Annotated in this window: 13 protein-coding genes; 9 read left to right on the top strand and 4 right to left on the bottom strand. The window is 59.4% G+C overall.

Annotation, left to right across the window (positions count from 1 at the left end):
• The first annotated feature begins 115 nt into the window (after nt 1-115).
• The 7 genes from lepA to pdxJ all read left to right on the top strand — a co-directional run bounded on the left by lepA (nt 116) and on the right by pdxJ (nt 6393).
• Complete coding sequence (gene lepA / locus PI739_RS12960; RefSeq protein WP_024660706.1) at nt 116-1912, top strand: translation elongation factor 4; 1797 nt, start codon at nt 116-118, stop codon at nt 1910-1912.
• A 9-nt stretch (nt 1913-1921) separates the two neighbouring features.
• Nucleotides 1922-2776 carry a signal peptidase I gene (lepB, locus tag PI739_RS12955; protein WP_003363711.1) on the top strand — a complete coding sequence of 285 codons (855 nt, stop codon included), beginning with the start codon at nt 1922-1924 and terminating at the stop codon, nt 2774-2776.
• A 114-nt stretch (nt 2777-2890) separates the two neighbouring features.
• Nucleotides 2891-3268, top strand: a complete 378-nt coding sequence (locus tag PI739_RS12950; protein ID WP_003363709.1) for a DUF4845 domain-containing protein — start codon at nt 2891-2893, stop codon at nt 3266-3268.
• Nucleotides 3265-3954, top strand: coding sequence for a ribonuclease III (gene rnc, locus PI739_RS12945; RefSeq protein ID WP_002554906.1), 690 nt, complete (start codon nt 3265-3267; stop codon nt 3952-3954). Before PI739_RS12950 ends, rnc begins: the two co-directional genes overlap by 4 nt.
• Complete coding sequence (era, locus tag PI739_RS12940) at nt 3947-4849, top strand: GTPase Era (protein ID WP_003363707.1); 903 nt, start codon at nt 3947-3949, stop codon at nt 4847-4849. The genes rnc and era overlap by 8 nt, the downstream gene beginning before the upstream one ends.
• A gap of 60 nt (nt 4850-4909) precedes the next feature.
• A complete protein-coding gene (gene recO / locus PI739_RS12935) occupies nt 4910-5593 on the top strand; it encodes a DNA repair protein RecO (RefSeq protein ID WP_003413003.1) in 684 nt (227 codons plus the stop codon).
• Nucleotides 5594-5652: 59 nt separating this feature from the next.
• The gene (gene pdxJ / locus PI739_RS12930; RefSeq protein ID WP_003431309.1) at nt 5653-6393 is read left to right on the top strand and encodes a pyridoxine 5'-phosphate synthase; all 741 of its coding nucleotides are present in this window, start codon (nt 5653-5655) and stop codon (nt 6391-6393) included.
• Nucleotides 6394-6401: 8 nt separating this feature from the next.
• Here pdxJ and cmoB read toward each other — a convergent pair whose 3' ends face one another.
• From cmoB to lon, 4 genes are all read right to left on the bottom strand, one after another.
• Complete coding sequence (gene cmoB / locus PI739_RS12925; protein ID WP_054082104.1) at nt 6402-7361, bottom strand: tRNA 5-methoxyuridine(34)/uridine 5-oxyacetic acid(34) synthase CmoB; 960 nt, start codon at nt 7359-7361, stop codon at nt 6402-6404.
• Nucleotides 7358-8101, bottom strand: coding sequence for a carboxy-S-adenosyl-L-methionine synthase CmoA (cmoA, locus tag PI739_RS12920; protein ID WP_003363698.1), 744 nt, complete (start codon nt 8099-8101; stop codon nt 7358-7360). The genes cmoB and cmoA overlap by 4 nt, the downstream gene beginning before the upstream one ends.
• Nucleotides 8102-8201: 100 nt before the next feature.
• Complete coding sequence (locus PI739_RS12915) at nt 8202-8594, bottom strand: protease inhibitor I42 family protein (protein WP_003363696.1); 393 nt, start codon at nt 8592-8594, stop codon at nt 8202-8204.
• Between the two features lie 198 nt (nt 8595-8792).
• A complete protein-coding gene (lon, locus tag PI739_RS12910; RefSeq protein WP_003363694.1) occupies nt 8793-11210 on the bottom strand; it encodes an endopeptidase La in 2418 nt (805 codons plus the stop codon).
• Between the two features lie 178 nt (nt 11211-11388).
• Between lon and PI739_RS12905 the strand changes: the two genes are divergently transcribed.
• Nucleotides 11389-12063 carry a methylamine utilization protein gene (locus PI739_RS12905; RefSeq protein ID WP_044308864.1) on the top strand — a complete coding sequence of 225 codons (675 nt, stop codon included), beginning with the start codon at nt 11389-11391 and terminating at the stop codon, nt 12061-12063.
• Nucleotides 12060-14414, top strand: a complete 2355-nt coding sequence (locus PI739_RS12900; protein WP_044308863.1) for a bifunctional diguanylate cyclase/phosphodiesterase — start codon at nt 12060-12062, stop codon at nt 14412-14414. Before PI739_RS12905 ends, PI739_RS12900 begins: the two co-directional genes overlap by 4 nt.
• Nucleotides 14415-14417: the final 3 nt, after the last annotated feature.

Below are 14417 nucleotides of genomic sequence, written 5' to 3'. Positions count from 1 at the left end.
TTACCGTGCGCCGATCCGGGTGCCTGTAAGCGTGACGCCTCTTGCTTAGTTCAGGTACAATTCCCGGCTATTTTTCGGCGGGCAATCTGCCTGCAACCTTTTTGAGTGTTGATCCGTGAGTGATTTGAGTCATATCCGCAATTTCTCCATCATCGCCCACATTGACCATGGCAAGTCGACGCTGGCCGACCGCTTCATTCAAATGTGCGGCGGCCTGACCGAGCGCGAAATGGAAGCGCAGGTGCTCGATTCCATGGATCTTGAGCGCGAGCGCGGGATCACCATCAAGGCCCATAGCGTTACCCTGTATTACAAGGCCAAAGACGGTATTACCTACCAGCTGAACTTCATCGACACCCCCGGGCACGTCGACTTCACCTACGAAGTCAGCCGTTCTCTGGCCGCGTGCGAAGGTGCGTTGCTGGTGGTCGATGCAGGGCAGGGCGTCGAGGCGCAATCGGTCGCCAACTGCTATACCGCCATTGAGCAGGGCCTTGAGGTCATGCCGGTACTGAACAAGATGGACTTGCCGCAGGCCGATCCGGACCGCGTCAAGGAAGAGATCGAGAAGATCATCGGCATCGACGCCACCGATGCCGTGGCGTGCAGCGCCAAGAGCGGCATGGGCGTGGATGAGGTCCTCGAGCGTCTGGTCGCAACCATTCCGGCACCGACCGGCAATATCGAAGATCCGCTGCAGGCGTTGATCATCGACTCCTGGTTCGACAACTACCTGGGCGTCGTGTCCCTGGTGCGTGTGCGCCACGGCCGCGTCAAGAAGGGCGACAAGATTCTCGTCAAGTCGACCGGCAAGCTGCATCTGGTCGACAGCGTGGGCGTGTTCAACCCCAAGCACACGGCAACCGTCGATCTGAAAGCGGGCGAAGTAGGCTTCATCATCGCCGGCATCAAGGACATTCACGGTGCGCCGGTCGGTGACACCCTGACCCTGAGCACCACGCCCGACGTCGACGTGCTGCCCGGCTTCAAGCGTATTCAGCCACAAGTCTATGCAGGCCTGTTCCCGGTCAGCTCGGACGACTTCGAAGACTTCCGTGAAGCGCTGCAGAAGCTGACCCTGAACGACTCTTCACTGCAATACCTGCCCGAGAGCTCCGATGCGCTGGGCTTCGGCTTCCGCTGTGGCTTCCTCGGCATGCTGCACATGGAGATCATCCAGGAACGCCTGGAGCGTGAATACAATCTCGACCTGATCACCACCGCGCCAACCGTAATCTTCGAGCTGTTGCTGAAGACCGGCGAAACGATTTACGTCGATAACCCATCCAAGCTGCCTGACCTCTCGGCCATCGAAGACATGCGCGAGCCCATCGTTCGCGCAAATATTCTTGTGCCGCAGGAGCACCTGGGCAACGTCATTACGTTGTGCATCGAAAAACGTGGCGTACAGCACGACATGCTGTTCCTCGGCACGCAGGTCCAGGTGAGCTACGATTTGCCGATGAACGAAGTGGTTCTGGATTTCTTCGATCGTCTCAAGTCTGTCAGCCGCGGTTATGCTTCGCTGGATTATCATTTTGATCGTTACCAGTCGGCCAACCTGGTCAAGCTCGACGTTCTGATCAACGCCGAGAAGGTCGACGCCCTGGCCCTGATCGTTCACCGCGACAACGCACACTACAAAGGGCGTGCGTTGACCGAGAAGATGAAAGAGCTGATCCCTCGACAGATGTTCGACGTGGCAATTCAGGCGGCTATCGGCGGTCAGATTGTGGCCCGGACAACCGTCAAGGCGCTTAGAAAGAACGTATTGGCCAAATGCTACGGCGGTGACGTCAGCCGCAAGCGTAAATTGCTGGAGAAGCAAAAGGCCGGTAAGAAACGCATGAAGCAGGTCGGCAACGTGGAAATTCCACAGGAAGCCTTCCTTGCAGTGCTCAGGTTGGAATAGTCAGGTCCTATGTCACTAAATTTCCCGCTGTTGTTGGTCATCGCTGTCTTCGTCTGTGGCGTGCTTGCACTGATTGATCTGGTCATCCTGGCGCCTCGCCGCCGGGCTGCCATTTCCAACTATCAGGGCAGCGTGGGCGAACCTGACATTGCTGTCGTGGAGCGCTTGAACAAGGAGCCTTTGCTGGTCGAGTACGGCAAATCGTTCTTCCCGGTGTTGTTCATCGTGCTGGTGCTTCGTTCGTTTCTGGTCGAGCCGTTCCAGATTCCTTCGGGCTCTATGAAGCCGACACTGGATGTGGGTGATTTCATTCTGGTCAACAAGTTCGCGTACGGCATTCGCCTGCCGGTACTGGACCAGAAGGTGATTCAGATCGGTGATCCGCAGCGTGGCGACGTGATGGTGTTCCGTTATCCGAGCGACCCGAGCGTCAATTACATCAAGCGTGTCGTCGGTCTGCCGGGTGATCGTATCCGCTACACCAGCGACAAGCGGCTGTTCATCAATGGCGAGCTGGTCGCCAAGAAGCTGATCGGCACCGAGCCCGGTACACTGGGCAGCGCGGAACTGTATGAAGAGCAGCTGGGCGAAGTCGAACATCAGATCCGTCAGGAAATGAGCCGCTACCGCGCGCCGCCTGACAGTGAGTGGACAGTGCCTGCCGCGCACTACTTCATGATGGGCGACAACCGTGACAACTCCAACGACAGCCGTTACTGGGATGATCCCAACATTCCCAAGGACGAGCTGGGCATGGTCCCGGACAAGAACATCGTAGGCAAGGCGTTCGCGGTGTGGATGAGCTGGCCCGAGCCGAAACTGAGCCACTTCCCCAATTTTGCGCGCGTAGGGCTGATCAAGTAATCGATGCGGCGCTGCCTGAGCAGCGCCGCATGTCATTTGGGCTGACTGGAAACGCCTCTGAAGCATGAGTCGACCCGGTCAGGAGGCGTTGCACTCTTGAGGTCGAAGTCGAACATGGCGTTCTCTACTTCTCAAAAAGGCTTTTCTTTCGTGGGCTGGCTGTTGGTACTGGCGCTGGTCGCGTTTGCGACGAGCACGGCCTTCAAGCTGGTTCCGCACTACCTCGACTACATGACGATGAAGAAAATCATCGAAGCGGTCGACACCAACAAGACCCTGGACATCACCACGGTCGACGATTTTTACGGTTATGTCGGTAAGAACATGCAGGTCAACAGCATTCGGGATATAGATTTGAACAAGGCGTTGAAAGTGACGGTGGAGAACAATGCGTTCCAGGCTCATTTGAACTATGAGCAGCGTGAACCGTGGTTCCAGAACATCGATCTGGTGTTGAAGTTCGACAAGCAATTCAGTGTGGGTAAACCGTGAGCGTATCCTTGAGCCGCCTTGAGCGTCAGCTCGGCTACACCTTCAAGGATCAGGAACTGATGGTCCTGGCCCTGACCCATCGCAGTTTTGCCGGTCGCAACAATGAGCGTCTGGAGTTTCTCGGTGATGCCATTCTCAACTTCGTGGCGGGCGAGGCGCTGTTCGAGCGTTTCCCCCAGGCTCGCGAAGGCCAGTTGTCCCGCTTGCGGGCGCGACTGGTGAAGGGCGAGACCCTGGCGTTGCTGGCCCGTGGTTTCGATCTGGGCGAGTACCTGCGCCTTGGCTCGGGCGAGTTGAAAAGCGGTGGTTTCCGTCGTGAGTCGATTCTCGCCGACGCGCTCGAAGCGCTGATCGGGGCGATCTATCTGGATGCAGGCATGGAGGCGGCGCGCGAGCGCGTCCTGGCCTGGCTGACAACCGAGTTTGACAGCCTGACGCTGGTGGACACCAACAAGGACCCCAAGACCCGACTGCAGGAATTTCTCCAGTCGCGGGCCTGCGAACTGCCGCGTTACGAGGTGGTGGATATCCAGGGCGAGCCGCATTGCCGGACGTTTTTCGTCGAATGCGAGATCAACCTATTGAATGAAAAAAGCCGAGGACAGGGTGTCAGCCGCCGGATCGCCGAACAGGTAGCCGCCGCAGCAGCACTCATCGCCCTGGGCGTGGAGAACGGTCATGAATGATACAACCGCAACACGCTGTGGCTATGTTGCCATTGTCGGCCGTCCCAACGTAGGCAAGTCCACGCTGCTCAACCACATTCTCGGTCAGAAGCTCGCGATCACCTCGCGCAAGCCGCAGACCACGCGCCACAACATGCTGGGCATCAAGACTGAAGGCGCCGTGCAGGCAATCTATGTCGATACTCCCGGCATGCACAAGAATGGCGAGAAAGCGCTCAACCGTTACATGAACAAGACCGCTTCGGCGGCGTTGAAGGACGTTGACGTGGTCATCTTCGTCGTCGATCGCACCCGCTGGACGGACGAAGACCAGATGGTTCTGGAGCGCGTTCAGTATGTCCAGGGGCCGGTCATCCTGGCGATCAACAAGACCGATCGCATCGAAGACAAAAGCGATCTGATGCCGCATCTCGAGTGGCTGCAGGGCCAGTTGCCGAATGCGTCCATCGTGCCGATCTCCGCGCAGCATGGTCACAACCTCGAAGCGCTGGAAAGCCTGATTGCCTCGCACCTGCCCGAGAATGACCACTTCTTCCCGGAAGACCAGATCACCGATCGCAGCAGCCGCTTTCTGGCTGCCGAACTGGTCCGCGAGAAGATCATGCGCCAGTTGGGTGCCGAGCTTCCGTACCAGATCACCGTCGAGATCGAAGAATTCAAGCAGCAGGGCCGCACCCTGCATATCCATGCGCTGATTCTTGTCGAGCGCGATGGACAGAAGAAGATCATCATTGGCGACAAGGGCGATCGCATCAAGCGCATCGGCAGTGATGCGCGTCGTGACATGGAGCTGCTGTTCGACTCCAAGGTGATGCTCAACCTGTGGGTCAAGGTCAAAGGTGGCTGGTCCGATGACGAGCGCGCACTGCGTTCCCTTGGCTACGGCGACCTCTAAGCTGTCCTTTCGCCCGACCTTGCTATGGTCGGGCGAACACTTCCCTTTCGAGCCAGCCTGATGAGCACGCCTACCGGCCAACCTGCTTATGTGCTCCACAGCCGTGCGTATCGCGAAAACAGCGCGCTGGTCGACTTCCTCACGCCTCAGGGCCGTCTGCGTGCCGTGCTGCGCAGTGCCAAGGGCAAGGCGGGTTCGCTGGCGCGCCCGTTCGTGCCTCTCGAGGTCGAGTTTCGAGGGCGGGGCGAGCTGAAGAATGTCGGCCGCATGGAAAGCGCGGGCGTCGCTACCTGGATGACCGGCGAGGCGTTATTCAGCGGCATGTACCTCAACGAGCTGCTGATTCGCCTGTTGCCTGCCGAAGATCCTCATCCTGCTGTGTTCGAACATTACGCTGCCACGCTGCTGGCCCTTTCTCTGGGGCGTCCGCTGGAGCCGTTGCTGCGTTCGTTCGAATGGCGGTTGCTGGATGACCTGGGCTATGGCTTCGCGATGGACGCCGACATCAACGGCGAACCGCTGGCCATTGATGGCATGTATCGCTTGCAGGTCGATGCCGGGCTCGAGCGTGTCTACCTGCTTCAGCCCGGTCTGTTTCAGGGCGCGGAATTACTGGCCATGTCCGAAGCGGACTGGAGCGTCCCCGGTGCGTTGTCCGCTGCCAAGCGTCTGATGCGTCAGGCGCTGGCGGTACACTTGGGCGGTCGCCCGTTAGTCAGTCGTGAACTGTTTCGCAAGCCTTGATCAGGCTTTATTCTCTACAGCCTGCTTCGACCAGCTCGTCCATTTTTCTGGAGACCACCGTGACCCAAAGCACTCGCATCCTTCTCGGCGTGAACATCGACCACGTAGCCACCTTGCGTCAGGCCCGTGGCACGCGCTACCCGGACCCGGTCAAGGCTGCCCTGGACGCCGAAGAGGCAGGCGCCGACGGCATCACCGTTCACTTGCGTGAAGACCGCCGCCATATTCAGGAGCGCGATGTCCTGCTGCTCAAGGATGTCTTGCAGACCCGCATGAATTTCGAAATGGGCGTGACCGAAGAAATGCTCGCCTTCGCCGAACGCCTTCGCCCGGCGCACATCTGTCTGGTGCCCGAGACACGGCAGGAGCTGACCACTGAAGGCGGTCTGGACGTGGCAGGGCAAGAAGCACGGATCAAGGCAGCGGTCGAGCGACTGGCGAAGATTGGCTGCGAGGTTTCACTGTTCATCGACGCCGACGAGCGTCAGATCGCCGCTTCAAAACGCGTCGGCGCCCCCGCCATCGAACTGCATACCGGTCGCTATGCCGATGCTCAGACCCCGACTGAAGTTGCCGAAGAACTGCAGCGGGTCGCCGACGGCGTAGCGTTTGGTCTCGCCCAGGGCCTGATCGTCAATGCCGGTCACGGCCTGCATTATCACAACGTCGAAGCCGTCGCCGCGATCAAGGGCATCAACGAACTGAACATCGGCCACGCGCTGGTGGCTCATGCTCTGTTCGTCGGCTTCAAGGCGGCAGTGGCCGAGATGAAAGCGTTGATCGTGGCGGCGGCCAGATAACTAATCCCTCAGGGTTTGCGCCCCACGATCACCGCACGCATGGGGGCAGGCAGGCCCTCGATAGTCTTGCTGTGATCGGTGGGGTCCAGATAGTCGCTCAGGGACTGGAAGCGCATCCACTCGGTGCTGCGCTGTTCGTCGACCGTTGTGTGGCTGACGTCGACGCAACGCACATCGGTGAAGCCGGCACGGCGCATCCACAACTCCAGCGCGGGGACTGAAGGCAGGAACCAGACGTTGCGCATCTGCGCATAACGATCTTCCGGGACCAGCACTTGATGGACATCGCCCGGCACTACCAGGGTTTCCATCACCAGCTCGCCGCCTTTTACCAGGCAGTCTTTCAAGGCCAGCAGGTGGTCGATGGGGGATTTGCGGTGATACAGCACGCCCATCGAGAACACTGTGTCGAAGCCTTCAAGATTGGCGGGCAAATCTTCCAGCGCGAACGGCAGGTGCCAGGCGGGCAGGTCAGGCAGATAGCGCTGCATGGCCTGAAACTGACAGAAAAACAGCCAGTTGGGGTCGACCCCGATCACGCTGTCGGCCCCGGCGCCAAGCATGCGCCATTGGTAATAACCGTTGCCGCAGCCGACATCCAGAACGCGTTTGCCCTTCAGGTCCAGGTGTGGCGAAACCCTCGACCACTTCCAGTCCGAGCGCCATTCAGTGTCGATGTGCACGCCGAACACATTGAACGGCCCCTTGCGCCACGGTGACAGGCCCAGCAATGCCTTGCGCAGGACGGTGCGGGTCTCGCCGTTGCACTCGGCTTCCAGGGTAAAGCTGTCGAGCAGATCAATTCGCTCGGGCTGCAGGTCGGGCAAGGCATCCAGCGCACTTTGCCAGCGCTGCAGGTCACCGTGACCCTTGGCCATTTTGGTGTCGAGCTGGGCCTGCAGGCCATTGGCCCAATCGGCCAGAGGGGTTCCCGCCAGACGACGGACGAGGGGAGCGAGATCAATCATGGCAGGGCAATCAACGAGGTGAAGTTAAGGCATTGAAACCAGGGCACCACCTTGGAAAAACCTGCGGCAAGCAGGCGTTGGCGGTGTTCTTCGAGGCTGTCGGGTTTCATGACGTTTTCGATGGCACTGCGCTTCTGGGCAATTTCCAGGTCGCTGTAGCCGTTGGCGCGTTTGAAGGCGATGTGCAGGTCGGTCAGCAGAGCCTGTTCCTGCTGGTCGTCGAAGCGCAGTTTTTCCGAGAGGATCAGCGCACCGCCGGGCACCAGCGCATCACGAATGCGGCCGAGCAATGCCAGACGCTGTTCGGGGGCAATGAATTGCAGGGTGAAGTTCAGCGCCACCACCGAGGCGGGTTTGAACGCCAGCGCGAGGATGTCACCTTCGAGGACCTGCACCGGCAGCAACTCCTGAAACATGGAGTTCTGCGCGTTGAGGTATTCACGGCAACGCTCGACCATGGCACTGGAGTTGTCTATCGCAATGACTTCGCAACCCTCACCGCGCACATGGCGGCGCAGGGCCTGGGTGACAGCGCCCAGAGAACTGCCCAGGTCATAGAGCACAGTATTTGGCTGCGCAAATTGTGCGGCCAGTACACCGAGGTTTTCGACAATCGTCGGATAACCGGGCACCGAGCGTTTGATCATGTCCGGGAATACCCGCACCACGTCCTCGTTGAAGGCGAAGTCAGGCACCTGGGCCAGCGGCTGGGCGAAAATGCGGTCGGTTTCTTTGCTCACGGCGGTTCCGGCGAAGGCTTTGAAAAGCCGGCATTCTAGCCAAGTTGCTGCCGGGATGCATGGTGCAGTACCTGCTGTCGGACAAGCCGTGCGCAAAGCCTCACTTCACGCTGATGGCGCACTCGAAGGTCTGCTCCGGGACGACTTCGGGTGCCCAGGGTTGCTGATAGACCATCATCAGCCGGCCGGTCCCGGCATCGGTGGCCTTGAAGCGCCAGACCGATTGCCCGCCGTCGCCGACCATCTCCTTGCTCTCGGCGCTGGCATACACCTCAGGCCCCAGGCTGCGCAGAATATTCTGGGCCGGGTTCTGGGTCAGCCAGCGAAAGCCGGTGGTGGGGTTGCTGGGCAGGGTCAGGATCAGCGTCTGCCCGGACGTGAGTGTCAGCGGGCAGTCGCTTTGCGTGTCGATGGAAACAATGTTTTTCGGCGTCTGAGCGCACGCCGTCAGCAGCGCAAGGCTCAGCGGGGCAATGAAACGGGCAGGGGTCATGGCAAGTTCCGGTATCGCGATACGAGGCGCAAGGATAACTGATCGGAGTTTTGTGAGGGAGTACGACCGGTGTCGCGCCCTGGATCGGACGCAGAGCGTCCAGAACTGCATTCCCATGCTGAAGTGTGCTGGAACGAGAGGTGCCCGATAGAACACCTCTCGTGCCCGTTCAGCGTAGGACCTGCGCAGTATCAATCTTTAGAACAACACCTTCACCACGTCCGCAAAGCGTTTGGCGAAGTGCACGGTAATGCCTTCCTTGAGGTAGTCCGGCAGTTCCTCGAAGTTGCCACGGTTAGGTTCCGGCAGGATCAGTTCGTGGATCTTCTGGCGTCGCGCGGCAATGACTTTTTCCCGCACGCCGCCGATCGGCAGCACGTGCCCGGTCAGGGTCAGTTCGCCGGTCATGGCGACGCCTTTTTTCGGCGGCTGGTTGCGGGCCAGGGACAGCAAGGCGCTGGCCATGGTCACACCCGCACTCGGACCGTCTTTCGGGGTGGCACCTTCGGGAACATGTACGTGCACGAACGCCTCATCGAAGAACTTCGCATCACCACCAAACTTCGACAGATTGGCGCTGACGTAGCTGTAGGCAATTTCAGCCGACTCTTTCATCACATCGCCCAATTGCCCGGTCAGCTTGAAGCCACGGTTGAGCGTATGAATGCGCGTCGCCTCGATGGGCAGGGTAGCGCCGCCCATGCTGGTCCACGCCAGGCCGGTGATCACGCCGGTGCCGGACAGTACTTGTTCGCTGCGGAATACGGGCATGCCCAGCGACGCTTCGAGGTCTTTTGGTCCGATCTTGATCACTGAATCGGGCTCGTCCAGCAGTTTGACCACTGCCTTGCGCACCAGCTTGCCAAGTTGCTTCTCCAGATGCCGCACACCGGCTTCGCGGGCGTAGCCCTCGATGACGGCGCGCAGGGCGCTGTCGCTGATGCTCAGCTTGCTTTTGGCAACGCCTGCTTTCTCCAGTTGTTTGGGCCACAAGTGGCGTTTGGCAATCGCCAGCTTCTCTTCAGTGATATAGCCGGACAGGCGAATCACTTCCATCCGGTCGAGCAGCGGGCCGGGGATCGAGTCCAGCGTGTTGGCCGTGCACACGAACAGAACCTTGGAGAGGTCCAGACGCAGGTCCAGGTAGTGATCGAGAAACTCGACGTTCTGTTCCGGGTCCAGGGTTTCCAGCAGCGCGGATGCAGGGTCGCCCTGATAGCTCTGGCCCATCTTGTCGATTTCATCGAGCATGATGACCGGGTTCATGACTTCAACGTCTTTCAGCGCCTGCACCAGCTTGCCCGGTTGCGCACCGATATAGGTACGGCGGTGACCCTTGATTTCGGCCTCGTCGCGCATGCCGCCCACGCTCAGGCGATAGAACGGCCGCCCCAGCGACTCGGCAATCGAGCGCCCGACGCTGGTCTTGCCCACCCCTGGCGGGCCGACCAGCAGCACGATCGAGCCGCTGATTTCACCCTTGTAGGCACCGACGGCGAGGAATTCCAGAATCCGCGCCTTGATGTCGTCAAGCCCGGCATGGTGCTGATCGAGCACCTTGCGCGCGTGTTTGAGGTCCAGCTTGTCGGCACCATAGATGCCCCATGGCAGCGAGCTGGTCCAATCCAGGTAATTGCGCGTCACGGCGTATTCGGGCGAGCCGGTTTCCAGCACCTTGAGCTTGCCGATTTCTTCGTCGAACTTCTTGCGCGCCTGTGGCGGCAAGGTCTTGCCTTCGAGGCGCTGCTCAAACTGTTCAATGTCGGCGCTGCGATCATCCTTGCTCAGGCCCAGCTCCTGCTGAATGACCTTGAGCTGTTCCTTGAGGAAGAACTGCCGCTGATGCTCGCCGATCTTGCGGTTCACTTCGGCAGAGATTTCCTTCTGCAGGCGTGCAACCTCGACTTCCTTGCGCAGCATCGGCAGGACTTTCTCCATGCGCCTGAGCATCGGCACGCAGTCGAGCACCTCCTGCAGCTCGACGCCGGTGGCCGAGGTCAGCGCGGCGGCGAAGTCAGTGAGCGGCGAGGGATCGTTGGGGCTGAAACGGTTGAGGTAATTCTTCAGCTCTTCGCTGTACAGCGGGTTGAGCGGCAGCAGTTCCTTGATCGCATTGATCAGGGCCATGCCGTAGGCCTTCACTTCATCGGTCGGCTCATTGGGCTGCTGCGGGTATTCGACTTCTACCAGGTACGGTGGGCGGTGGTGTTTGAGCCAGGTACGGATACGCACACGGCTCAACCCCTGCGCGACGAACTGTAAACGACCATTTTCGCGACTGGCGTGGTGAACCTTGACCAGAGTGCCATACTCGGGGAGTGCGTCGGTCTTGAAGTGGCGCGGATCTTCCTGCGGAGTGTCCATGAAGAACAGCGCCAGCGAATGATGCTCGGACTTGCTGACCAGCTCCAGCGTTTCGGCCCACGGCTCTTCATTGACGATGACAGGCAGGACCTGCGCCGGGAAGAACGGACGGTTGTGGATCGGGATGATGTAAACCTTGTCGGGCAGGTTCTGGCCGGGCAAGGCCAGCGAGGTGCTGTCGGAACTCAGAGACACGTCGTGCTCGTCTGCGTCATTGGGCAAGTCTGGCGAGTCTGTCTGCTGGTCGCTCATGGGGCACCTGAGAGGTTGAACATGGTTCTTAGATGGGGCAGCGGCTCTCAGGTTTCAATAGTCTTGGTCGATAGTCTGTAAAGCGGTTGGAAAACCGTTATTTATTAGCGGGCCTGTCAGGGCTGACAAGGACGGGCTTACTTCATTTACGGCACTGCCGGTATGGGTTGAATCAGGCATGACCAACGTATTTATTTCTGCATTAGTGGCAGGACTGTGGATAGCATCGGCTGCAAACGCATCGGCTTCCAGCTTTACCGCCCAGGTAACGGACAAGGAAGGCAAGCCCCTTGCAGATGCGGTGGTAACGCTCAAAGGGCCGCCCGATCCTTCACCTGTTGTGTTGAAGGCGTCAATGGACCAGCGTGATCAGGAGTTTGCGCCACATGTACTGGCCATCCACGCCGGCACTCAGGTCAAGTTCCCCAACAGCGACAACATCCGCCATCAGGTCTACTCCTTTTCTCCGGCCAAGCGCTTCGAGTTGCGGCTTTACGAGGGCACACCCTCGGATCCGCTGTTGTTCGACAAGCCTGGCGTGGTCGTACTGGGCTGCAACATCCATGACTGGATGGTCGGTTACATCTACGTCACCGACGATTCGTGGTTCGGCGTGACCGACAGCAACGGCCAGCTCAAGCTGGATCAGCTTCCGGCCGGGCATTATGCCGCGACCCTCTGGCATCCGCGTATCGCGGATATGCAGCCTGTGTCGGGCGGCGAGCTTGAGTTGCCGGCAGCAGGCCTCACTCAGCGTTTCAACCTCGCGGTCGAAGCGGAAGCCGATGACAAACCCGGCAAGCCCGCACCCGGCGGTTTCGGTGACGCCTTTCACAAGGCCGCACATGAATGAAATTTAGAGCCAGCTTTCAGGCGCGCATTGCCGGGGTTCTGATTGTCCTGTTGCTGATTGTCGTGAGTGCGGTCTATCTCGCCGTCAAGGTTGCAACAGGCGAGGCGGTGCGCACTCAGGCCCAGGCGCAGCTGGAGGTGGGTAGCCGCGTCTTCGAGCGTCTGATCGATCTGCGCGGCAAACGTCTGCGTGACACCGTGCAACTGGTGGCAGCAGATTTCGGCTTTCGTGACGCGGTGGCCAGTTCCGACGCCTCGACCATTCGCTCGGTGTTGCTCAACCATGGCAAACGCATCAATGCCAGCGACATGTTTCTGCTGGGCATGGATGGCGTAGTGATTGCCAGCACCGTGCCGAAAGTCCCCGAAGGTTCCAGGTTTGTCTATGACCAAGCCCTGCGCAATGCCAAACGTGCCGGTCAGTCAGTGCTCATTGTGCCCGGCGGCGGAGACCCTCATTTGCTGGTGGAGAGCACCGTTCTCGCGCCATTGCCGATCGGCCGCGTGGTCATGGGCTTTACCATCGACAGCGGTATTGCCGAAGAACTGCGTTCGCTCAGCGGTCTGGAAGTGTCTTTTCTCACCGTAGAAGACGGTAAGAACGGTGAACTGATCAGTACCCAGCCAGAGGCCCTGCACGCGGGCCTGATTGAGCTGATGCGCAGCTCCTCGGAAGGCCAGATGCTGCTTACCGAGCAATCGAACCTTAACTTTCTCAGCCAGACCCTGATGCTCGCCAACACCAGTATTGGCGGCGACGGGCAGGTTATCGCGCTATTACAGAGCCCTCTGGACAAGGCCTATCAGGCATTCGCGCCGCTGAATGAGAAGATCTTCTGGATTTCCATGGCCGCTTTGGTGGCGTCGCTGATCGGCACACTGGCACTGGCGCGAAGCGTGTCGCTACCGGTACAGGCCCTGGCCACGGCGGCCAAACGTATTGGTGATGGCGACTATAAAACGCCGGTCACCCTGGTTCGCAGCGATGAGCTGGGCATGCTCGCCGAAGCGATCAACACCATGCAGCAGGGCATCGCGGTGCGCGAGGGGCAATTGGCGCACAACGCGCTGCACGACAATCTGACCGGGCTGCCCAACCGGGCGCTGGTGATGGAGCGTCTGGGTAGCTCGATTGCTGCAGAACGTGCGTTGGCTCTGTTGTCTCTGAGTATCGAAAACCTCGCCACGATCGGCGAAAGCGTGAGCGTTGAAGGCGTGGAGCAGTTGTTGCGCCATGTGGGCCAGCGCCTGCAAGGTAATCTGCGTGCCGGCGATACCGTGGCACGTCTGGGGACCAACGAGTTTCTGCTGTTGCTGGACAACACGTCCAGCGCGGGTGCAGTGGGCATGGCAGACGCCCTACAGCGTCTGCTCAGTGAGCCGCAGCGTATCGACAATCACGAGCTGGAGCTTGAGTGCTGCATTGGCATCACGGTGTATCCGGAACACGGTGATTCCGCCCAGGAATTGCTCAACCGTGCGGCAATTGCCCGCAAGGACGCCGCGTTCATTCCTGGTCGCCTGCAGATTTATCAGGATGGACGTGATCTGGCCCACCAGCGGCAGATCACGCTGATTCGTGACCTGCGCAAGGCCGCGCAAAATGGCGAATTCACGCTGCATTACCAGCCCAAGCTGGATATCCGTCAGGGCTATGTGCGTCAGGCCGAAGCGCTGTTGCGCTGGGCTCATCCGCAGTTCGGCAATGTCTCGCCTGCCGAATTCATCGTCCTCGCCGAGCGTACCGGGAGCATTTACCTGCTGACCAACTGGGTGATCGAAGAGGCGATTCGCCAACTGGCCGAATGGCGTCAGCGCGGTCTGGTCCTGCAGGTGTCGGTGAACATTTCCGCTGATGACCTGCTGGGTGATGATCTGGTCGGTTATGTCATGAAATTGCTCAAGCAATACGCTCTGCCTGCCGAACAACTGGTATTCGAGATCACCGAAAGCGCAGTCATGAGCGAACCGGAAAAAGCACTGATCGTCCTGCATCGCCTGCGTGATTGCGGCATCAGTCTGTCAGTCGACGATTTCGGTACTGGCTACTCGTCATTGGCTCACTTGAAACGTCTGCCCGTGCAGGAGCTGAAAATCGACCAGTCTTTCGTGCGCAATCTGGATGAAACCAGTGAAGACGCAGTAATCGTGCGGTCGACCATTGAAATGAGCCACAACCTCGGACTGAAGGTGGTGGCAGAAGGTGTCGAGTATCAACACAGCCTAGACCTGCTCCGGCGTTGGCACTGCGATACGGCCCAGGGTTACCTGATCAGTCGACCGCTGACCGCGTCGGCGTTCGAGGCATGGATTGCCACGTATCAGGCCTCACCCGGTCTTATGGTGAATTAATCC

It is taken from the genome of Pseudomonas cerasi, from assembly GCF_027983475.1.
Lineage (GTDB): Bacteria > Pseudomonadota > Gammaproteobacteria > Pseudomonadales > Pseudomonadaceae > Aquipseudomonas > Aquipseudomonas cerasi.
Note: the sequence above shows the minus strand (reverse complement) of the source record. Positions and strands in the feature narration are given on the sequence as shown.